Source organism: Ferruginibacter sp. (genome assembly GCF_031391665.1).
Taxonomy (GTDB): domain Bacteria; phylum Bacteroidota; class Bacteroidia; order Chitinophagales; family Chitinophagaceae; genus Ferruginibacter.
On the sequence record NZ_JANMUN010000159.1, the window covers coordinates 1 to 21,425 of the forward strand.

The window sequence follows — 21,425 nt, forward strand, 5'->3', positions numbered from 1 at the left end:
CATTAAACATTCAAAATTCAAAATTAAAAATTCAACATTCAACATTCAACATTCAACATTCAACATTCAACATTCAACATTCAACATTCAACATTCAACATTCAACATTCAACATTCAACATTCAACCAATCAACCAATCAACCAATCAACTAATTAATTAATAAACTATTTATGCAAGCCTGGAAAGATTATCAAGCACAAAACAAAGACCGTTTTTTAAACGAGTTGTTAGATCTGTTACGCATACCAAGTGTTAGCGCTAAAAGCGAACATAAAACTGATATGATAAAATGCGCCGAAGCTGTTAAAGCAAGATTGCTGGAAGCAGGTGCAGACAAAGTAGAAATTTACGAAACCGCAGGCCATCCTTTAGTTTATGGCGAAAAAATAATTGATGCCAACAAACCAACGGTTTTAGTTTACGGGCATTACGATGTGCAACCTGCCGATCCTTTAGAACTATGGAAGAGTGGCCCTTTTGAACCTGTAATTATTGATGGCAAAATTTATGCAAGAGGAAGTTGCGATGATAAAGGACAATTTTATATGCATGTAAAAGCATTGGAAACAATGGTTAAAACAAACAGCATGACCACCAATATTAAATTTTGTATTGAAGGTGAAGAAGAAGTGGGCAGTCCTAATTTGGCCACGTTTGTAAAATCGCATAAAGAATTATTAAAGGCAGATGTAATTTTGATAAGTGATACCGCCATGATAAGTTTAGATACACCCAGTATTGATATTGGTGTACGTGGCCTTAGTTATATTGAAGTAGAAGTAACAGGCCCCAATCGTGATTTGCACAGCGGTGTGTATGGCGGTGCCGTTGCAAACCCGATTACTATTTTAGCAAAAATGATTGCCTCACTGCATGATGAAAATAACCACATTACCATCCCCGGTTTTTATGATGATGTAGCCATTGCAACCGATGAAGAAAGAAAATTAATGGCGCTTGCACCTTTTGACGCTGCAGCATATGCGGATGATTTAGGTGTAAAAGAATTGTGGGGCGAAAATGGTTTTAGCACTAATGAAAGAACAGGCATTCGACCTACTATAGAATTGAATGGTATTTGGGGCGGCTACACCGGCGAAGGTGCCAAAACAGTTTTACCGGGCAAAGCATTTGCAAAAATTAGTGCAAGGTTGGTACCCAACCAAACATCCGATAAAATAACCGACCTGCTTATTAATCATTTAAAAAAGATTGCGCCGCCTTATGTAACCGTAAAAGCAAGCCTGCACCATGGCGGCGAACCCTACATGACTCCAATTGACAGCAAAGCTTATAAAGCCGCTGCCAAAGCCATGGAAACCACTTTTGGAAAAACACCTATCCCTGTACGTGGTGGTGGCAGTATTCCTATTTGTGCTTTGTTTGAAAAAGAGCTGGGTATTAAAATTGTGTTTATGGGTTTTGGTTTAGACAGTGATAACCTGCACAGCCCTAACGAAAAATTTAATCTCGATAATTTTTATAAAGGCATTGAAACGATACCGTATTTTCATAAGTGTTTTGCGGAGATGAGTTAATTGCGGTGTTATTTCTATCTCATTTTTTTTGGGAATAAATTTGAAAATAAAAATCCTGGTAAGTTTATTACCGGGATTTTTTTGTGCCCGGCTTCGGAAATAGTATTCATCTTTCGCAGGCTCATAAAATAGTTACACACAGATTAAAAAAATCTTAAATTGCGTTGACGGTATAAGCAATACAAAATATTGAGATCAAAACGAACTTAGAATTCGAGTAACTTCTTATAGCAATTAATAGATACGTTGTGCGTCACTTTAAAATTAATCTACTAAATTGAAGGCAATTGTTTACACAAAATACGGAGGTCCTGAAGTTCTACAGATCAAAGAAATAGAAAAACCTTTTCCAAAGGATGATGAGGTATTGATTAAAGTTCAAGCAGTATCAATAAATGATTGGGATTTTGGCCTTCTTGAGGGCGACTTCATAAATCGCTTACTAAACGGTCTTCTGAAGCCGAAGAGAAAAATACTCGGTTCCGATATTTCGGGACGAATTGAAGCAGTTGGTAAAAATGTAACCAGGTTTAAAACAGGCGATGAAGTGTATGGTGATTTGAGCAGTTACTGGGGAGGTTTTGCTGAGTATACCTGTGCCCGTGAAAAATCATTAGCACTAAAACCTGTAGCCATGAGTTTCGAAGAAGCAGCGGCAATACCACAGGCGGCGATGCTGGCTGTACAGGGGCTTATTGATAAAGGAAAAATTCACCCCGGACAAAAAGTATTGATAAATGGTGCAGGCGGAGGTGTTGGTACTTTTGCAGTGCAGATTGCCAAATTATACGGGGTTGAAATAACCGGGGTTGACAGTACAGGTAAATTGGATAAGCTATGTTCAATGGGCTTTGATCATGTCATTGATTATACAAAACAAGATTTTACTAAAAACGGAAAGTTTTATGATCTGATCCTTGATGTTAAGACAAATCGTTCGATGTTTGATTATGCCCGTGCATTGTGTCCCAATGGAATTTATGTTACAGTTGGGGGTTCCATGGGCCGACTTCTACAGGCTTTGATAATGGGGCCATGGATTTCGATGATCAGTAAAAAACACATACGTATTGTTGCCTTAAAGACAAACAGGGATTTATTGTATATGAATGAACTTTTCGAAGCTGGCAAAGTAAAACCTCTGATAGATGGACCTTACAAACTAAATGATTTCGCGGAAGCATTCAGGCTTTTTGATAAAGCTGGGCACAAAGGAAAAGTAGTAATAACGATGTGAAGGAAACCCCATTCCATAACTTTTCTTTTGGAAACAACATGAACTGTGCAAAAATCTTTACTCTTAAATTTACCTTTTACCAATTCACTAATTTTATTTTCAAATAACATCCATGCCAATAATTTACAAAACAGATATTATACCCACTGCCGAACAGGTAATTGCATTGTACGATAAAGCCGGATTGCCCAGGCCCACCAATGATGCAGAGCGAATTAAAAAAATGTACAACAATTCAAACCTGGTTGTAACCGCATGGGATGATGAAAAATTAATTGGCGTAAGCCGGTGTATCACCGATTGGGTTTGGAGTTGTTACCTGGCCGATCTTGCTGTAGATCCGGATTATCAAAAAAGTGGTATTGGCAAACAATTAATTGATCTTACAAAAGAAAAATTGGGTGAGCAATCGATGATATTATTATTATCGGTACCAACAGCCTTGACATATTATCCCAGAGTTGGTTTTACAAAAGAAGACAGGGCTTTTCTTATTGCCCGGACAAAATAATAATTTGCGGTTATTAATTTAACATTCTTTGCAAGTATTGTATTTTTTGCAAAGACCCGTGCAGCGTTATATTTGCAAATCAAATTATTTTGAAATACCTGGCTTAATCTCCTTCATCAATGCAGAAAAAAATTATTGCACTATTTTCATTTTTTGTATTTGCAGTTTTAATGTTGCAGGCTCAAACTTCGGCAGTTACCCTGTCGGGCTTAGTAAAAGGCAAAGCAGATAAAGCCGCTTTGCCTTTTGTAAATATAGTTTTGAAAACAGCAAAAGACAGCACTTTTGTTACAGGTACAGTAAGCAACGAAGAAGGAAGATTTACATTAACCAATATAAAATCGGGCAGTTATATTTTGCAATGCACTTACACAGGTTTTGCATTAAAATCGCAGCCGGTTTTAGTGGGTACGCTAAGTGCCTTCTTAGACCTTGGCACAATAGAATTACAACAAGATGCAAAACAGTTGCAAGAAGTTGTTGTTAACGCAACGCAAGATGATGTGAGCAATAAAATGGATAAAAAAACTTATTCGGTAGCTGCAAACATCAGCCAAAGCGGTGGCTCTGTTTTACAGACATTAAAAAATTTACCCGGCGTAACCACCAGCCAGGATGGAAAAGTAGAATTAAGAGGCAGCGATAAAGTAGCCATTTTAATTGATGGTAAACAAACTGCTTTAACAGGCTTTGGCAGCCAAACAGGTTTAGATAATATTCCTGCATCTGCCATTGAAAGAATTGAAATCATCAACAATCCATCCGCTAAATATGATGCTAACGGCAACGCAGGTATCATTAATATTATCTATAAAAAAAATAAGCAGCAGGGCTTTAATGGTAAAGTGGGTTTTGCAACTGGCCTTGGTGCGTTATGGCAAAAAAAAGAAAACCTTCCGGGCATTCGTCCGCAATACCAGGCTACGCCAAAAATAAATCCTTCGCTTTCTTTAAACTACCGGAAAAATAAAATAAATAGTTTTTTACAGGCAGATTGGTTGTACACGGAAACCCTCAACAAAAATGAATTTGTTAAAAGGAAATATAATAACGGCACAATTATCAATCAACAAACAAAAAGAAACAGGAACACCCATTTTGTTACCACCAAAGCAGGTATTGACTGGAGTATTAACAACCAGGATATGCTGACTGTTTCGGGTTTGTTTGGTATCGAAAAAATAATTGACCGTGGCGACCAGCCTTTTTATAATGAAGATTTTTCTAAAAGAGAACGCCTTTGGCAATTTTTAGAAGATGAATTAAAAACTACGGCTGTTGCATCAGTTGCTTATCAGCATAAATTTAAACAGGCAGGTCATTTATTAAATGCCGGTTTCAATTATACTTTTCACAGGGAAGATGAAAAATATAATTTTGTAAATATTTTACCCAGCTATACCGGATTAGATTCTTTTAAGTTATTATCCGATGAACATGTTGCCGATTTTAATATTGACTATGTAAAGCCTTTAAAGTACGGCCGAATTGAAGGCGGATTAAAATTTCGCTACCGGGATATACCCACCAATATGCAATTTAAGCCGGGTTTAAATTCTCCTTTAGATACCAGTGCAGGTGGTGCTGCAACTTATACTGAAATTATTCCTGCAGTGTATGGCAACTATGTTTATGAAAGTAAAAAGTTAGAAGCGGAAATTGGGTTAAGGGTAGAGTATGTGGATTTACAATATAAAGTAAACCCCAACCACAACACTTATAAAAGTGATGGCTATAATTACACTCAGCCTTTTCCTAATGTAAGATTAGCGTATAAAATAAACGATCAAAATAAAATTTCACTATTCTATAATAGAAGAGTTGACAGACCTAACGAGGTGGACATTCGAATTTTTCCAAAATATGATGATGCGGAAATTATTAAAGTGGGTAACCCGGCACTTCGTCCACAGTTTACTAATTCTTATGAGTTAGGTTATAAAACCAATTCAAAAAAAGGTTATTTCTATTCGGCGTTATATCATCGCAGCACCCAAGGTACTATTACAAGAATAGCAACACAAGTGCCACCAGCTGCTTTAATTTATACTGTATTTCAAAACGCAGGGCATAGCAGCAATACTGGCATTGAAATGGTTTTGCAGCAGGATTTTTCAAAAGTTTTTTCATTCAATACCAATGTAAATATCTATCGTAACATTATAGATGCCTTTACGGTACAAAATAAATACCCGGTAGTTTCAAATTACTCAGCAGGCAAAGAAAAATTTACTTCGGGCAATATAAAACTCAATGGTATTTTTCATTTACCTAAACTAACAGATATACAAATAACAGGTATTTATTTAGCGCCGGATATTATTCCGCAGGGTAAAATTGGCACCAGGTTTTCGGTGGATATGGGTGTAAAAAAAATGATTCAAAAAAGCAAAGGTGAACTCTTTATTAATGCAACTGATATTTTTAATACCTTAAAAATTAAAAAAGAAACCAATGGAAATGGGTTTACATTAATAAGTACCGACTATTACGAAACACAGGTATTCCGGTTAGGTTACAGTTATAAATTTTGATTATACTACTCCTCCCTTTAGGTTTGCAAATGCAATAACCAGGTGTTTTTTGAATGCCGGAATTTGTTTTTAAAATATTACTTTCCCCCTTCAATATTTTTTATTTCTTAACCCTACAGCGTTTGTGTTAATTTAGATTGTATGTATATTTATGAAGCAGTTTTTATACACTGCCTTTAAAATATTTAACCATCAGTATGAAACTTTTCTCAACTTTCATTTTCTCTATTTTAGCAATATTTTCTTTTGCACAGCAAAAAGATTTGGCAACACTGCCAGCTTACGACTGTTCTCTTAAAAAAGTTATGACAATAATTGGTACACAAACAATTATTGTTTCGCCAGATAACAGCACAGGTTTGGGTGCAATACTTAATGATTATTGTTCAACACTGGGTAATAATTGTATTCTTAAAAAAGAAGCCGAACTGGCTGACAGTGATTTTAAAAAGAATCTTTTTCTGGTTGGAGTAATAAAGGATTTTAAAAAATGGAAACAGTACAGTACTTTAATCAGTCAATTAAAAAAAGGATTTGCCTTAAATAATAAAAATTTTCAGGATAGTTCTGACGGTTTTGTTTTTGTTGATACCAACCTTATAATTGTAAGTGGCAATAGTATTAAAGCGGTAAAGGATGCTCAGTTGGCATTAACAGGAGGCCATGATATTTTAATTACTCAGCATGGAAAAATAACTTTTTTTGGCAATAGAAATGGAAAGCTTTTCGATTGGTTCAATCTGCAAAATCTTAAAAACTCCAATTACATAAAACTGGCTTCCCCGTTATTTTCTGCTATATATGTTTCAAAAACATTTAAAGACACGATTGATTATATAAAATTAAACCGGGAGTTACAATTGTATTCAAAACAATTTCTTACTGTGTATAAGCTGCCCATGCCTGTAAAAAAAATAAGCTGGTTTCTTCACTCTAATATGCAGGAGTATGGAACCATGTCGGGCATGTTTGGCCTTACCTGCCCCGGTAATAATTCTGCAGGCTTTAGTATCCGTGGCGAAATCCACACCAATGGATTTAATACAGGTTTAGTTAAACATGAATATTCGCATTTTCTTTTTGATAATACAATACCGCAAGATAATAACCCGGCTTTTTTTGTAGAAGGGTGTGTGGAGTATGTAACTAACCTTAATGACAGTAATTTACTTAAACAACGATTGGCAATTGCAAAAAAGTTTAAAGACAGCTTAAATTATACCGACTTGATAATTAATAACAAAGATTTTTATGGCCAATATTCAGAAGCTAATTATTCAATTTGCGGAATATTTGTAAAATATATTATTGATAATTTTGGCGTGGAAGCTTTTAAAAAATATTGTATTACTGCAAATAAAAAAGCTAACACAAAAAATGCTATTAAAGTAGATTTTATTGACATTGTAAATGGCTATAAAATATGGCTGGATAAACAATAAAAAATCAGCGTATGAATGTAACAACGCAAATTGCAAAACACTTTAGAGAAATTCATTTTGGTGGCAACTGGGCCTCATCTAACCTTAAAGATAATTTGACTGCTGTTACCTGGCAGCAGGCAACAACAACAGTTTATTCTTTTAATACCATTGCCACACTGGTGTACCACATTAATTATTATGTAAGTGCAGTATTAAAAGTTTTGCAGGGAGAAGCACTGGATGCCAGTGATAAATACAGTTTTAACCTTCCGCCGATCCTCTCTCAAAATGATTGGGAAAAATTATTGAACAAGATGTGGAGCGATGCTGAAAATTTTGCTCATCTGGTAGAACAATTGCCGGAGCATAAGCTTTGGGAAGATTTTACAGATAAAAAATATGGCAATTACTACAGAAATTTTCATGGTATTATTGAGCACAGCCATTATCATTTGGGGCAAATTGTGTTGTTAAAAAAAATACTGTTGCAGGATGAAAATTTGCAGGATATTAAAAAATGAAAAAGCCTATGCTGATTGAGATGCTTGCATTTTAGAAGAATATTTCTTGAGGCAGAATAAAAAAGATGAAAATTAGTTTCTATTATGGAATTCCAGCTATTTTAAATCTCTTATTGGCAACCAATAAATATTCATGAAACTATACTTATTATTTTTAGTGCTGCTATTTTGTCAAAAAGGCAACTGTTGCTCATGTATCCATCCTGGCAATATTGACGAAAAACAGTTTAATAAATATGATCTTATATTTAAAGGGAAAGTTGAAAAAATTTATGAAAAGGCTTTTGAAAGAATTATATTTTTAAAAGTAGAAGCTTATTACAAAGGAAAACAAATAAGTAAAATAAGTAAAATTATTTCTCCTGCTCAATCAGGTCAATGTGGGATTTTTCCTAAAATTGGAGAACATTGGTTAATGTTTGCTTATTCATCAGGAAAAACATTCAATACAAATTTATGCACCAGAACAAAGAACATGAATCCTAAAGCTTGGGATTATGATAAAGATGGACTAGAAAATGATTTAAAATTTTTAAAGAAAAAAAGAAAAATAGCCCCTAGTAAATAGCTTTTCAATTCTTCCAGCTTATAAGAGAATCAAACAGACATACAAATAAAAACATCCCCCTCTCCTTTTATAATCTTAATTAATTTGTAGTACACATTTGTTTCTAATATGGGAATTATGTAACTATTACTGCATATTATGTAACAGTTGTGTTAAAACGGTTACTTATTTTGCTACGGCTAATCTTATACCGATTTACCTGTACAAAATGCAAATTAACAATAGAACAATTACCATAAATTCAATACCTCCGGCTTTTAAAAAGCTTGATGCATTTGTTGGAGAGTGGAATTTAGAAGGAGCGCCGTATGAAGGAGAAGGTTTACCCGGCCATGCGGCCTGGATAACCACCTTGGAATATTGCGAAGAGTTAGAAAATGAGCTTTGCCTTGTGCACCGCATTAAAGGAGATGCTGAAGAACATGCAATAGCCTACATAGAAGTTATTGCTCATGATGAAAAAAATAAAATTTATACAATCCGTTCTTTTTACAGCGATGGTAAAACATACGAATGGCAAAGCCGGGAAAAAAATGGCATTTGGAAATTAACAGGGTACACGGAAGCGGAAGGTAAACTTTTGCAGGTAAGAAGTACAACTATTTTTAGTACTTGCGGCAATGGCATGGCAATACAATGGGAGCAACTGAATAAAGATGGTGAATGGGAAACATTGTGGAATGTTAAAGCAAAGAAAGTAATGCAGGCAGCTTAAAAATTAATGCCAGGTTCATAAAGGGGTTTTTTCTGTTCAAGCAGTTCTCCATTTTCGTTTTTATAAGTTTCTTACTGTTCCTACCAAAAGCACAACCGAGCAAATCATTATATTTTTCTTATAAAAAAATTTATGCCTGGTTAGTAAATCATTTCAAAAACTGTTCCATTTCTTTTTATTTTATTTACTTTACAGCCACTAATCTAACTTAAAAAAATAAAAAATGATAAATTAAAGCTGCTGTCATATTCAGCCCCTTAAGTTGTCGTTTTTACCACTCCCTGTTTATAATTTCTTATTGCATCTTTGTGTTATCAAATTAAAACAACACTATTAACCAAAAAAAATAAATGGTATGAAAAAAATACATTTCAGCATTCTTATTAATGCTACAGCAAACAAAGTGTGGCAGGTATTATGGAACGATATTACTTACCGCAAATGGACAGCACCATTTCAAGAGGGTTCTCATGCTATTTCCGACTGGAAAGAAGGGAGCGACATACAATTTTTATCGCCTGATGGCGGCGGCATGTTCAGCAAAATAGAACAAAGTAAACCCAATGAATTTATGAGTTTCAGGCATTTGGGTGAAATTAAAAATTTTGAAAAACAACCTGTTGATGAAAAAACAAAATTGTGGAGTGGTGGTTTAGAATCGTATTCTTTAAAAGAAGAAAATGGCAACACACTACTTGATGTAAACCTTGATACGCTGGAGGATTTTGCAGGATATTTATCCGAAAAATTTCCCAAAGCATTAGCTGTTTTAAAAGAATTAGCTGAGCAGCCCATTGAATTATCAATAGAAACAATTGTTGCAGCACCTATTGAAAAAATTTGGGAACACTGGACAGCACCGAGGCACATTACCCAATGGAATAACGCATCGGACGACTGGCACACGCCCAAGGCAGAGAACGATGTAAAAGTGGGTGGAAATTTTTCTTTTTACATGGAAGCAAAAGATGGCAGTTTTGGTTTTGACTTTGGCGGTACTTACACCGCAGTGGAACCCAATAAAAAAATTGAATACATTCTTGGTGATGGAAGAAAAGTAAAAATTGATTTTATAAAACAGGATAACGGTTATAAAATTGCTGAAAAATTTGAAGCAGAAGAAATGAATTCATTAGAATTGCAACAGGGCGGCTGGCAGGCAATTCTTAATAATTTTAAAAACTATGCAGAAGCAAATTAACTAATAACAAAAATATTAAAAATGACAAATCAAATTTATCCCTGCTTATGGTTTGATGGGCAGGCCAAAGCTGCTGCAGATTTTTACTGCAGTGTTTTTAAAAACTCAAAAGTTACCACAGATACACCGATGGTTGTAAATTTTGAACTGAATGGAAAAAAGTTTATGGGTTTAAACGGCGGCCCCATGTTTAAATTTAACGAAGCCGTATCAATGGTAGTGGAATGCGAAACACAGGAAGAAATAGATAATTACTGGAATAAACTTACAGCAGATGGCGGGCAGGAAAGCCAATGCGGATGGCTTAAAGATAAGTTTGGTTTTTCGTGGCAGATTATTCCAAATATTATTGGCAAACTAATGACCGACACCGAAAAAGCACCAAGGGTAATGCAGGAAATTATGAAAATGAAAAAAATTGATATTGCAAAACTGGTAAACGCATAGCAGTATCTTTCTTAAATATTTTTTTAGGAAACGTTGTGTTTATTAATTTATAATAACGCAACGTTTCTTTACTCATTCAACTAAAATTATGCCTCGGGAATATCTATTGCCACCAATGTTCCTTTATCCGGCGCAGTATCAAATTCAATATTTCCTTTTAAGTATTCTATCCTCGAAATAATATTTTTAAGGCCAATGCCTTCAAAATTCATTTTGTTACTGCTGTCGAAACCACGGCCGTTATCTTCTATTGTTACGGCAATACCATCTTTATCCTTTATCAAAGCAATATCCAGTACATTGGCGTTAGCATGTTTAATTACATTGTTTACACACTCCTGTATTACCCTGTATAAAACAGTTTCGGTATTGCTGTTTAAGCGATCGTTCAATCCTTCGGTATGCAGCGTAACTTTAATAATGCTGTTATCAATTTTATCAATAAATTCTTTTATGGCGCTTGCAAGCCCTTGCTTTAATAATGCGTTAGGCATCATCTGGTGACTTACATTACGTACTTCTTTACAACCCTCATCAACCAACTGAATAATTTTTTCAAAGGCAAGTTTGCGTTCTTCAGTTGCAAAACTCAGTTCACTTTCAAAAGCCGATAAATTCATTTTAGCAGCACTCATCATCTGTCCTACGCCATCATGCAAATCGGAGGCTATGCGTTTACGTTCGTTTTCCTCTGCAGCAATTACAGCTTTGGTGGAAAGATCCTGCTGTTTTATAATTTCCTGCTGCAATCTTGTTTCCTGCTTTAGTTTACGGCGTTTGTAAAAAGAATAACCTCCTGCCATTAACACCAATGCCCCACCCAATATACCTGCCAGCCAGTAATTCTTTTTTGTAATTTCCAGCTGCTGTTCTTTAATACGTGTTTTTTGTTTTTCTGTTTCGTATTTAGTGGTAAGCTCTGCAATTATTTCCTGCTGATCTTTTTTAATAATAGAATCTTTTATCAATTTATACTTGTGCTCATACACATAGGCAGAATCGTATTTTTTATTGCGGCTGAAAAAATCGGCCAAACTTTCGTGTGCTTCAATTAACTGTTTATTATTTTTTATTGCCACTGCAATTGATAAGGCTTTTTTTATTGATGCTTCTGCATTTACCAGATCTCCTTTACGTTCGTAATTTTCGCCTAAATAGTTATACGTGTAAGCCAGTTCGTGCAATTCGTTATTCCGTTCTCTTATACCAATAGAGGCTTTTAAATATTTTTCTGCATCTGCAGTTTGATTTTTAAATGAATAGGCTGCACCAATATCATTGTACATAAAAGAAATTCCTGCAGAGTCTTTTAATAATTCTACCAGTTCTTTTGCCTTAAAATAATATTCGAGTGCTTTATCATAATTTTTTCTTTCCCTGTTTACAATGCCCAGGTTATCGTACGAGTAATACATGCTCATGGAATCTTTCAACGCTGTTCTTAGCACTAAAGATTTTTTATGAAACTCCTCTGCCCTGTCCAGGTCGTTGGTGGTTAAATAAATTATGCCCAATAAATTATAACTGCTTGCAGTTAATTTTTCATCTTTGTTATCTTCAGCAATTTTTGCAGTTTGCTGGTAATATTGCAATGCTAGTGGATAATTAGCTTTGCGCCGGTACAAATTACCCAGGTTAGTTGCATAGTACCATTTTACCACGTGGCTGGTATCTTTATTTACCAATGCCTCAGCACTATCGGCTACAGTAAATGCTGCATCAATTTTACCCTGCCGTTCCAGTATTGTAGTAATATTACAATAAGCCATTGCCATGCCCGATACATATTTTTCTTTAGTAGAAATTTCCAATGCTTTTCTCGAAAAAATTAAAGAAGTTCCCAAATCGGTCCTTATAAATTTACGTGCCGTGGTATTATAGGCATCTGCTTTACGTAAAGCATTTTCTCCCGCTGCTTTTAACTGTGTATTTAAAAAAGAATCAATAGCATTTTGCTGGGCAGATGCAATAAAATGCATAAGGATAAAAAAAGTGAATACTAATAAACGTAAATACATAATTGGGTAAAATTTAAAAGTGCAAAAGGCCTGCTGTAATTGAATATAGGTTTTTTGAGCTAACAGTATTCAATATCAGCGTATTTCATTATTTAAAAAACTTGACTAAGGGTTTTTATTATTTTTCAGAAAATAGGTATTTGAGCCTCATTTATTGACCAAGGCCAATTTGTTGTGATTTGTTTTCAGAAATTGCCTTCATTTCTTTACTTTTGCACCCCGCTGTAATCAACGGTAAATATGCAGGTCGGGGTAGCTCAGCTGGTTAGAGCATCGGATTCATAACCCGAAGGTCGGCAGTTCAAGTCTGCTCCCCGATACAAAAAGCCCTTAAATGGGCTTTTTTAATTTTCAAGCAACTGCTTAATTCTATCCATAACCTTTTCTGCATTGGGTAACATTTCTTTTTCCAGTATAATATTCATAGGCACGGCTGGTAAATTTAAGGCGCCTAAAACTTCCACTGGTGCATCTAAATACTTAAAACAGGCTTTGCTTATCCGGCCTGCCAGCGCTTCGGCAAAAGAATTATTTTGCTGTTCTTCTGTTACAATTAAACATTTGCCGTGTTTTTTTACCGTAGCAAAAATCAGCTCTTCATCTAAAGGAAATAAAGTTCTTAGATCAACCACTTCAACTTTACCGGTAAAGTTTTTTGCTGCAGCTTTTGCCCAATACACTCCCATACCATAAGTTATTATGCAACAGCTTTCGCCATCTACCACAAAATTATTATCCGCCTGCAAAACAATATTTCCTTTTCCCAACGGAATAATATAATCTGATGATGGCTCTGCTGTTTTCGCTTCTTCTGTACCCGGCACTTTACTCCAGTACAAACCTTTATGCTCCAGCATTACCACAGGATTAGGATCGAGAAAAGCAGCTTTCATCAATCCCTTCATATCTGCTGCATTGGTGGGATACACAATTTTAATTCCTTTAATGGAGAGTAAAGTGGTTTCAATACTGCCGCTGTGGTAAGGACCGCCGCCGCCATAAGCACCAACGGGTACACGAATTAAAGTTTGTACCGGAAATTTGCCACAGCTTAAATAACAGCTCTTGCTTATTTCTGTTACTAATTGATTTAATCCCGGATAAATATAATCGGCAAACTGCACTTCTACAATTGGTTTTAAACCTACGGCACACATGCCCACGGTGCTGCCAATAATATACGCTTCCTGTATGGCGGTGTTAAAAACACGATGGTCGCCAAACTGTTCTGCTAAAGTTGCGGCTTCTCTAAAAACGCCACCCAGCCTGCGTCCTACGTCCTGTCCGTACAAAACTGCTTCGGGGAATTCCTCCATAATTTCTCTAATCGCAAACAAACCGGCATCCACCATTACAATTTTTTCTCTACCTGCCGGAGAACGTTCTCCTTTTTCTTCGGTAACAATTGTGGGTACAAAAACAAAATCGCTTATTGTTTTTGCATCAGGTTCCGGTGCTGCAACGGCGCCGTTAAAATCATTTTCAACCTGTGTTGCCGTTTCTTTTTCAATTTTAATTAAAGTGTCTTCCGTTATACCAAGTTCTAATAATCTTTTCCGCAATTTTGGACCGGGATCATCGGTATAATGTTTTGCAAGGTCTTCTGCAGTTCGGTAAAATTCTTTTCTTACACCGCTGGTGTGATGGCCGAGTAAAGGAACTTTTGCATGTACTAAAAAAGGATGCCGTTCTTTACGCACTTCATCCACTACATTTTTCATTACTTCATAACTCTGTAAAAAATCACTGCCGTCGATACTTATTCTTCGTATGCCTTTAAAACCTTTTACCATTTCGCTGGCATTGGTGGTTCTTGCTTCTTCGGCAGTTACGCTTATGCCCCAATTATTATCCTGCACCAAATAAATTATGGGCAGTTGATGCAATGCTGCAAACTGAAATGCTTCGCTTACTTCGCCTTCGGTTACGGATGCGTCGCCGAGAGAGCAGATGACGATTGGACGATTGACCATTGACGACTGACCACTGATGAATTGCCCGTCAACTGTTGTCTGTTGTCCGTTGTCAATTGTCTTCTCCAAATATTTTATACCCTGCGCTATGCCTGTTGTTGGTATGGCCTGCATACCGGTTGCGCTGCTTTGATGAATGATATTGGGTTTATCGTTGTCACGATAATTGGGATGTGCATAATACTCTCTGCCGCCAGTAAAAATATCATTGCCTTTTGCCAATAGTTGCAGCATTAATTGATAAGGCGTAAAACCTAAACCTAACAACATACTTTCATCACGGTAATAAGGGCTTACATAATCGCAGGGCTGTAATTGAAAAGCAGTGGCTAATTGTATGGCCTCGTGGCCACGGGACGTAGAATGAACATATTTACAAATGGGCCGATTGGCTTCGTAAGTTTCTGCCATGGCTTTGGCAGTGCACATTAGTTGGTACGCTTTTAATAAAATATCTGTTGCAATCATTTTTCAAAAGTAAAATATGTCCCGCAGATTTCGCTGATACCGCAGATTATAAATTTTTGTCTGCGCCATTTGCGAAATCTGCGGGACATAGCCGTGGCAAAAAAAAATCGCAATAAAAATTGCGATTTTAAATTATAATGATGTTGTGAAATTTATTTTACTTCAACCGTAAGCAAATTTTCTTTTTCTAAAAAAGCTTCCAGTATATCGCCTACTACACACTCTCCTACTCCTGCCGGTGTGCCGGTAAAAATCAGGTCGCCAATGTTTAAAGAAAAATAATTAGAGATATGAGAAATAATAGCATCAATACTGAAGATCATATTGCCCGAATTGCCTGTTTGCGCCAGCTCTTTGTTTTTATAAAAAGAGAAGCCGATATTTTTTCTGTTTAATGTTGGAGCAACATCTACAAATTTTCCCACAGCGGCGGAATTGTCAAATGCTTTTGCCTTCTCCCATGGTAAACCTTTCTTTTTTAATTCGTCCTGAATATCACGTGCTGTAAAATCGATACCTACAGTTATGCCATTGTAATAGTTTGATGCATGGCGTTCCTGGATATATTTTCCATTTTTACAAACACGTAAAACCAGTTCACATTCGTAATTCAATTCATTGCTGAACTCGGGATAGTAAAAAGGTGTATGGCTTTGCAGCAATGCACTTTTCGGCTTCATAAATATTACCGGTTCATCAGGTATGTCGTTGCCAAGTTCTTTGGCGTGGTCTGCATAATTGCGGCCAACACAAATTATCTTCATTTAGTGCTTTTTTTAAGGGGATGGGTTTGTAAAGCGAATATAGGGAAATAGCATATAAAAAACAACAATGTGTATTAATGACACAGGTTATATTGCTTATAATTTTACAGAAAGATTATTAAATGCACTCATGGTTTGATCTATACCTGTTGCAATAAAACTTTCTATAATGTCTATGCATTTTTCTATTTTAAGCAGTACCAGCGGCTCTTCTGCCTTAAGCCATTTGCCTAAAACAAAATCGGCCTGCATGCCTTTGGGATAGCCATCGCCAATGCCAAACCTTAATTTGGGGTATTTATCGGAATTTAAAACAGCCTGGATATCTTTTAATCCGTTGTGTCCGCCTGCACTACCAGCAGGACGTAAACGTATTTTTTCCAGCGGTAATGCTACATCATCTACAATGGTCAACGTATTTTCTACTGCAATTTTTTCTTTATCCATCCAATATTTAAAAGCTTTGCCACTAAGGTTCATAAAAGTGGTGGGGCAAATGCATATAATGGTTTTACCTTTAAATTTTACGGTAGCTACATAGGCTAAACGGCCTACTTCAAATTGGCTGCCATGCTTTTTTACAAAAGCATTTACTACATCAAACCCGATATTATGGCGGGTGTTGGCGTATTCACTTCCAATATTACCAAGGCCGACTAATAGAAATTTTGACATGTGAATGGTGAATGAAGTTAGTATTGTTCTATATAGCTATTGAGTAGTTATTAAGTTATAAAAGGTCAAAATTCCATTTACCATTACCAATTAAGTTTTCAACGGTATCAATTTTCCAGATTTGACCTTTTTTAATTACAGTGTACTTTCTAGAAGGAGAAATATTTTTAATTTTAAGTGTAAAAACTTCAATAATTTTATTTGAAACTTTTAGGCTTTTTTCTAATTCACTTCCTGCATTATAAGTTCCTCCATAAAAATAATACCCATTACTAGTTCTATAATTCTTCCTGTTTTTTAATGTGCAATACTTTGCATAAATCTGTTTTAAAATCTTTCTTGCCTCACTATCTTTCCTCGTCAATTCTTTTAGTTTATCCCTGTCTGCCTTTACGAAATTATGGCAATCCTTTGCCCATTTATTAAAAACATTCACAAATTCAATCACAGTAATTTCAGGAGTTCTTTCCGCATCATCAATACAACCATTAATATATTTTTCAAATTCCATCTTATTTTAATTACACACCTTTGCTATTGTTAAACTAACGAATCAAATATTTGCTGCAGATCCGATTCCGTTTTTATCAACACATCTCTTGCTTTACTTCCCTGGTTCATGCCCACTACTCCTGCTGCTTCTAACTGATCCATCAAACGGCCGGCACGGTTATACCCCAATTTCATGCGGCGTTGTAATAAAGAGGTGCTACCAATTTGGCTGGCAACAATTAATCTTGCCGCATCTTCAAATAAAGAATCCCTGTCGGTTAAGTCGGCACCTTTTGCTTCCAGTTCTTTTTCATCAATATATTCGGGCAATAAAAATGCCTGCGGATAACCACGTTGCTCGCCAATAAAATCAACAATTTTATCCACTTCAGGCGTATCAACAAAAGCACATTGCAAACGCACCAATTCGCCATTATAACTGATAAGCATATCGCCTTTACCAATTAATTGTTCGGCGCCGCCGGCATCTAAAATAGTGCGACTGTCAATTTTACTGCTTACTTTAAAAGCAATACGTGCCGGAAAGTTGGCTTTAATAGTACCTGTAATGATATTTACCGACGGCCTTTGCGTGGCAATAATTAAATGAATACCCACCGCTCTTGCTAACTGCGCCAAACGTGCAATCGGCATTTCTACTTCTTTGCCGGCCGTCATAATTAAATCGGCAAATTCATCTACCACCAAAACTATAAAAGGTAAAAACTGGTGCCCTTTTTCAGGATTCAATTTTCGGGCAACAAATTTTTCGTTGTACTCTCTTATATTTCTGCAACCGGCTTCTTTTAACAGATCGTAGCGGTTATCCATTTCAATACACAAAGCATTTAAAGTGTGTACTACTTTTTTTGTGTCGGTGATGATGGCATCTTCTTCGCCGGGCAGTTTTGCTAAAAAGTGTTTTTCTATGGCTTTGTAAATACTCAGCTCTACTTTTTTAGGATCAACCAAAACAAATTTTAATTGTGATGGATGTTTTTTATATAAAAGAGAAACGAGAATTGCATTTAACCCAACCGATTTACCCTGACCTGTTGCACCCGCCATTAATAAATGCGGCATACTGGTAAGATCGACAATGAAATTTTCATTATCAATTTTTTTACCAATGGCAATGGGTAAAGAAAAATTATTGTTTTGAAATTTCTCGGATGCCAGCAATGTTTTCATGCTCACCACCGTTTTTCTTGCATTGGGTACTTCTATACCAATTGTTCCTTTGCCGGGTATAGGTGCAATAATGCGGATGCCGAGTGCAGCAAGGCTTAATGCAATATCATCTTCTAAATTTTTTATTCTTGATATGCGTACGCCGGCGGCAGGAATAATTTCGTACAAAGTAACGGTTGGCCCAACCGTTGCAGAAATTTTCTGAATATTAATATCGTAATTTTTAAGGGTGTTGATGATCTGATTTTTATTATTCTCCAGTTCATTGGCATCCTGCACAATTTTTTCGCTGCCATGGTTTTCTAAAAGATCCAGCGTAGGAAATTTATAATCCCGTAAATCTAAAATTGGATCGTAAGGTTTTGCGTTGGGGAGTTTACTGTTTATTATTACCTGCTCTTCTTCTTCATCAATTTTTTCGGGAACAGTTTTTATTTCCAGTTCAAGGGGAGTGATATTTCTGTCTTTTACTTTAGGAGTAGTTATTATTGGTTTTATTTCTTCTTCTGTTTGTAATACTTCTTTTGAAGCAGCAATACTTTCAATTCCATTTTCTTTTTCCACCAACGTAATGTCATGATTAAGCATGGTATTTTCCAGCGGTGCAATTACCAATACATTGCCTTCGCCTTTAAGCGAATTTATTTTCATTCCATCGTCATAGACATCATCTGCAGTTTCGTCAATTTCGTTTGTATCTGTTGCTGTGTTATCGCTTATTGGCGGCGCTATAAAATCTTTTTTAGAAGGTAATTTAAATACCGGGTTAAACCTCCAGATAACATAAGATAAAACCGCTACCACCAATACACCGACTGTACCAATTTGACCAATGGTTTTATACATCCAGTCTTTACTCATATCGCCAACGGCGCCGCCCCATGGAAAAGCCTGGCCACTAAATACCACTGCCGCAGCCACACTTATTACCGGCAGACCTACAATTAAATATTTTATATTTTTAGAAACAGAAAAAACTTTTTTGCCAAAAAATAGGTTTACGCCAATAACAAAAAAGAAAGTACAAATAAGGTAGCTGGCAATACCAAAACCTTTGCGTACAAAAATTTCTGAAATAAATGCGCCAAAAGTGCCTAAAAGATTTTGCACTTTTATATCGTTTGCCAGCAGCATGCGGTAGCTAAACTTATCCTGGTCTTCGGCCCAGGTAAATAAATAGGATGTAAAAGCTATAAATAATAAAATTGCAATAAGCAGTAAAATGCTGCCAGCAATTTTATGCGTACGTTCATCTTTAAGCAATTGTTTTACTTGTACTGCTTCTTCTTTTTCCTGTTTTAACTGATCAGGATTAGCCCCCTTTGACTTAACCGGTTTTGTTTTACTTGCCATTGGCAACAAAGATAAAGAAAAGCAATACTGCAAACACAGTTACAGCGCCTGTAATGGTTATTTGATGTGAATTATTTATTGTAAGTTTGGTTTAAACTATTTCCACTGCCAAAACCTGTTATTATACTTTTTTTTCTTTTTTTGTGTAGCGCCGGTTACTCACAAACCCTGCCCGACAGCATTTATATTGATATTGGCGCCATGAGAGATTCGGGTGTGATCACAAAAAGAGCTTTGATTTTTATTGATACAGAAAATGCATCCAACCTTAACAACATTACACAACAGGTATTTTCTCCATTATCAAAATTTAAATACAGAGAACAAATTCCGCCACGTTTAATAACCAAACCGGCTTATTTGCAGTTTGGCCTTTTTAACAGCAGCAACACTGCCGATACTATTTATTTTTTTCCTGGAATCTTGTTTGAAAAAATTAATATCTATAAAAAAATTGCCAATGGTTTAACCTATATCAACAACGGCCACAGTTCTGGCTACGGTCATATTTACTTAGGCCCAAATGAAAAAGCGGATATTATTGTAAACTTAGAATTTTGCAGGCAAAATTATAACTACCTGAAGCCGCAAATAATCAAGAAAAATTATATTGAAACCTTTAAAAAAATAACCCGGCTTAAAAGCGATGATTTAAAAACCATGGGCTTTGTTTTGAGCGGCATGCTGCTGATGCTGATTCTTTTTACATTAGTTAATTATGCATTAACCCGTAAAAAGGAATTTTTTTATTATATAGCCTATGCCCTTCCTACATTTTTTTTAGTATTCTTTTATGCCAGCACCAGAAATTATTCCGGAAGTTTTACCTGTTTTTTTAATGGCTATTTAGATTTGTTTTTATTAATAACGGGCAATGTTTTCTACCTCGTATTCTCCCGCCACTTTTTAAATACAAAAATTAAACACAAACGGCTTGATAAAATTTTTAAATCTGCAGAATGGTTTTTACTTGGCCTGTTGCTCGTTTTTACTTTAGTTCATTATTTAACCGAATGGTATTTGGTAGAAAGTTTTTTTGAAAATGCCATGAAATTTATTGTTTTAGGAATTGGTATTTTATTTATTATTGCTGCTTTTAAGCAAAAGGAAAGATTAATGATCTACCTGGCCATCGGTTCAGCTTTTGCAATTATTTTTTCAGGAATTTCGTTAACACTTATACTGTTAAAAGTTACGCCTACCGGGTTATTTACGGCTGCTCTTTTTTACCATGAAATAGGTTTGCTGTTTGCAATGGGATTTTTTCTTTTGGGCTTAACTTATAAAAACCGAAGTGAACTAATTGGCCGTATTAAAGAGCAGGAGGCATTAAAATTAGATGTAGAGAAAAAAGATTTTGAAAACCAGATCGCCATAATAAAAGCACAGCAGGAAGAACGCAACAGGATAAGTGCCGACATGCATGACGACCTTGGTGCAGGTATGACTACGATTCGTTTATACAGCGAGTTGGCAAAAAATAAAATTGGCGACAGGTCCATTCCAGAGATTGAAAAAATTTCCTCATCTGCCAATGAATTGCTGAATAAAATGAATGCTATTATCTGGAGTATGAGCAGCAGCAACGATTCGCTGGGTAATATGATTGCGTATATAAGAAGTTATTCGCTGGAGTATTTTGAAAACAGCGGGGTTAATTGCACCATCAGCATTCCGGATGATCTACCCAATATTGTTGTGAGTGGAGAAATAAGAAGAAATGTTTTTTTAGTAGTAAAGGAAGCATTGAATAATGTGTTGAAGCATTCAAAAGCAACTGAAGTTAATATTAC

Annotated in this window: 17 protein-coding genes and 1 tRNA gene; 12 read left to right on the forward strand and 6 right to left on the reverse strand. The window is 35.8% G+C overall.

Annotation, left to right across the window (positions count from 1 at the left end):
- The first annotated feature begins 172 nt into the window (after positions 1-172).
- The 10 genes from ACY651_RS11835 to ACY651_RS11880 all read left to right on the forward strand — a co-directional run bounded on the left by ACY651_RS11835 (position 173) and on the right by ACY651_RS11880 (position 10,698).
- Positions 173-1,540 carry a dipeptidase gene (locus ACY651_RS11835; protein WP_462252955.1) on the forward strand — a complete coding sequence of 456 codons (1,368 nt, stop codon included), beginning with the start codon at positions 173-175 and terminating at the stop codon, positions 1,538-1,540.
- Positions 1,541-1,817: 277 nt separating this feature from the next.
- Positions 1,818-2,777 carry an NAD(P)-dependent alcohol dehydrogenase gene (locus ACY651_RS11840; protein WP_462252957.1) on the forward strand — a complete coding sequence of 320 codons (960 nt, stop codon included), beginning with the start codon at positions 1,818-1,820 and terminating at the stop codon, positions 2,775-2,777.
- Between the two features lie 112 nt (positions 2,778-2,889).
- A complete protein-coding gene (locus ACY651_RS11845; protein WP_462252959.1) occupies positions 2,890-3,288 on the forward strand; it encodes a GNAT family N-acetyltransferase in 399 nt (132 codons plus the stop codon).
- Between the two features lie 119 nt (positions 3,289-3,407).
- Positions 3,408-5,822 (forward strand): TonB-dependent receptor, encoded by a 2,415-nt coding sequence (locus ACY651_RS11850; protein WP_462252961.1) that lies wholly within the window; start codon positions 3,408-3,410, stop codon positions 5,820-5,822.
- 197 nt (positions 5,823-6,019) lie between these two features.
- Positions 6,020-7,264, forward strand: coding sequence for a hypothetical protein (locus ACY651_RS11855; RefSeq protein ID WP_462252963.1), 1,245 nt, complete (start codon positions 6,020-6,022; stop codon positions 7,262-7,264).
- 11 nt (positions 7,265-7,275) lie between these two features.
- The gene (locus tag ACY651_RS11860; protein WP_462252965.1) at positions 7,276-7,767 is read left to right on the forward strand and encodes a DUF1572 domain-containing protein; all 492 of its coding nucleotides are present in this window, start codon (positions 7,276-7,278) and stop codon (positions 7,765-7,767) included.
- A gap of 133 nt (positions 7,768-7,900) precedes the next feature.
- Positions 7,901-8,335, forward strand: coding sequence for a hypothetical protein (locus ACY651_RS11865; RefSeq protein WP_462252967.1), 435 nt, complete (start codon positions 7,901-7,903; stop codon positions 8,333-8,335).
- A gap of 208 nt (positions 8,336-8,543) precedes the next feature.
- A complete protein-coding gene (locus ACY651_RS11870; RefSeq protein WP_462252969.1) occupies positions 8,544-9,050 on the forward strand; it encodes a hypothetical protein in 507 nt (168 codons plus the stop codon).
- A gap of 355 nt (positions 9,051-9,405) precedes the next feature.
- Complete coding sequence (locus tag ACY651_RS11875; RefSeq protein WP_462252971.1) at positions 9,406-10,251, forward strand: SRPBCC domain-containing protein; 846 nt, start codon at positions 9,406-9,408, stop codon at positions 10,249-10,251.
- Positions 10,252-10,272: 21 nt separating this feature from the next.
- Positions 10,273-10,698: a VOC family protein gene (locus ACY651_RS11880; RefSeq protein ID WP_462252973.1), complete on the forward strand. Its 426-nt coding sequence runs from the start codon at positions 10,273-10,275 to the stop codon at positions 10,696-10,698.
- A gap of 86 nt (positions 10,699-10,784) precedes the next feature.
- On the opposite strand, the gene ACY651_RS11885 is transcribed toward ACY651_RS11880, so the two are convergent.
- Positions 10,785-12,716, reverse strand: a complete 1,932-nt coding sequence (locus ACY651_RS11885; RefSeq protein WP_462252975.1) for a tetratricopeptide repeat-containing sensor histidine kinase — start codon at positions 12,714-12,716, stop codon at positions 10,785-10,787.
- Between the two features lie 246 nt (positions 12,717-12,962).
- Here ACY651_RS11885 and ACY651_RS11890 point away from each other — a divergent pair.
- Positions 12,963-13,036, forward strand: a tRNA-Met gene (locus tag ACY651_RS11890).
- 24 nt (positions 13,037-13,060) lie between these two features.
- Here the strand turns inward: ACY651_RS11890 and ACY651_RS11895 are convergent.
- From ACY651_RS11895 to ACY651_RS11915, 5 genes are all read right to left on the reverse strand, one after another.
- Positions 13,061-15,157 carry an alpha-ketoacid dehydrogenase subunit alpha/beta gene (locus tag ACY651_RS11895; RefSeq protein WP_462252977.1) on the reverse strand — a complete coding sequence of 699 codons (2,097 nt, stop codon included), beginning with the start codon at positions 15,155-15,157 and terminating at the stop codon, positions 13,061-13,063.
- 152 nt (positions 15,158-15,309) lie between these two features.
- Complete coding sequence (locus ACY651_RS11900) at positions 15,310-15,921, reverse strand: fumarylacetoacetate hydrolase family protein (RefSeq protein ID WP_462252979.1); 612 nt, start codon at positions 15,919-15,921, stop codon at positions 15,310-15,312.
- Positions 15,922-16,017: 96 nt separating this feature from the next.
- Positions 16,018-16,596 (reverse strand): aminoacyl-tRNA hydrolase, encoded by a 579-nt coding sequence (gene pth / locus ACY651_RS11905; RefSeq protein WP_462252981.1) that lies wholly within the window; start codon positions 16,594-16,596, stop codon positions 16,018-16,020.
- A 55-nt stretch (positions 16,597-16,651) separates the two neighbouring features.
- Positions 16,652-17,107 (reverse strand): NTF2 fold immunity protein, encoded by a 456-nt coding sequence (locus tag ACY651_RS11910; protein WP_462252983.1) that lies wholly within the window; start codon positions 17,105-17,107, stop codon positions 16,652-16,654.
- 29 nt (positions 17,108-17,136) lie between these two features.
- Complete coding sequence (locus ACY651_RS11915; RefSeq protein WP_462252985.1) at positions 17,137-19,632, reverse strand: FtsK/SpoIIIE family DNA translocase; 2,496 nt, start codon at positions 19,630-19,632, stop codon at positions 17,137-17,139.
- A 141-nt stretch (positions 19,633-19,773) separates the two neighbouring features.
- Between ACY651_RS11915 and ACY651_RS11920 the strand changes: the two genes are divergently transcribed.
- On the forward strand, positions 19,774-21,425 hold a 1,652-nt coding region (locus ACY651_RS11920), incomplete at its 3' end, for a sensor histidine kinase (RefSeq protein ID WP_462252987.1).

Coding starts and splice junctions, on each gene's coding strand:
- ACY651_RS11855 (WP_462252963.1), top strand. CDS start 6,020: ATGAAACTTTTCTCAACTTTCATTTTCTCTATTTTAGCAATATTTTCT.
- ACY651_RS11845 (WP_462252959.1), top strand. CDS start 2,890: ATGCCAATAATTTACAAAACAGATATTATACCCACTGCCGAACAGGTA.
- ACY651_RS11885 (WP_462252975.1), bottom strand. CDS start 12,716: ATGTATTTACGTTTATTAGTATTCACTTTTTTTATCCTTATGCATTTT.
- ACY651_RS11875 (WP_462252971.1), top strand. CDS start 9,406: ATGAAAAAAATACATTTCAGCATTCTTATTAATGCTACAGCAAACAAA.
- ACY651_RS11880 (WP_462252973.1), top strand. CDS start 10,273: ATGACAAATCAAATTTATCCCTGCTTATGGTTTGATGGGCAGGCCAAA.
- ACY651_RS11865 (WP_462252967.1), top strand. CDS start 7,901: ATGAAACTATACTTATTATTTTTAGTGCTGCTATTTTGTCAAAAAGGC.
- ACY651_RS11835 (WP_462252955.1), top strand. CDS start 173: ATGCAAGCCTGGAAAGATTATCAAGCACAAAACAAAGACCGTTTTTTA.
- ACY651_RS11915 (WP_462252985.1), bottom strand. CDS start 19,632: ATGGCAAGTAAAACAAAACCGGTTAAGTCAAAGGGGGCTAATCCTGAT.
- ACY651_RS11895 (WP_462252977.1), bottom strand. CDS start 15,157: ATGATTGCAACAGATATTTTATTAAAAGCGTACCAACTAATGTGCACT.
- ACY651_RS11860 (WP_462252965.1), top strand. CDS start 7,276: ATGAATGTAACAACGCAAATTGCAAAACACTTTAGAGAAATTCATTTT.
- ACY651_RS11850 (WP_462252961.1), top strand. CDS start 3,408: ATGCAGAAAAAAATTATTGCACTATTTTCATTTTTTGTATTTGCAGTT.
- ACY651_RS11910 (WP_462252983.1), bottom strand. CDS start 17,107: ATGGAATTTGAAAAATATATTAATGGTTGTATTGATGATGCGGAAAGA.
- pth (WP_462252981.1), bottom strand. CDS start 16,596: ATGTCAAAATTTCTATTAGTCGGCCTTGGTAATATTGGAAGTGAATAC.
- ACY651_RS11870 (WP_462252969.1), top strand. CDS start 8,544: ATGCAAATTAACAATAGAACAATTACCATAAATTCAATACCTCCGGCT.
- ACY651_RS11900 (WP_462252979.1), bottom strand. CDS start 15,921: ATGAAGATAATTTGTGTTGGCCGCAATTATGCAGACCACGCCAAAGAA.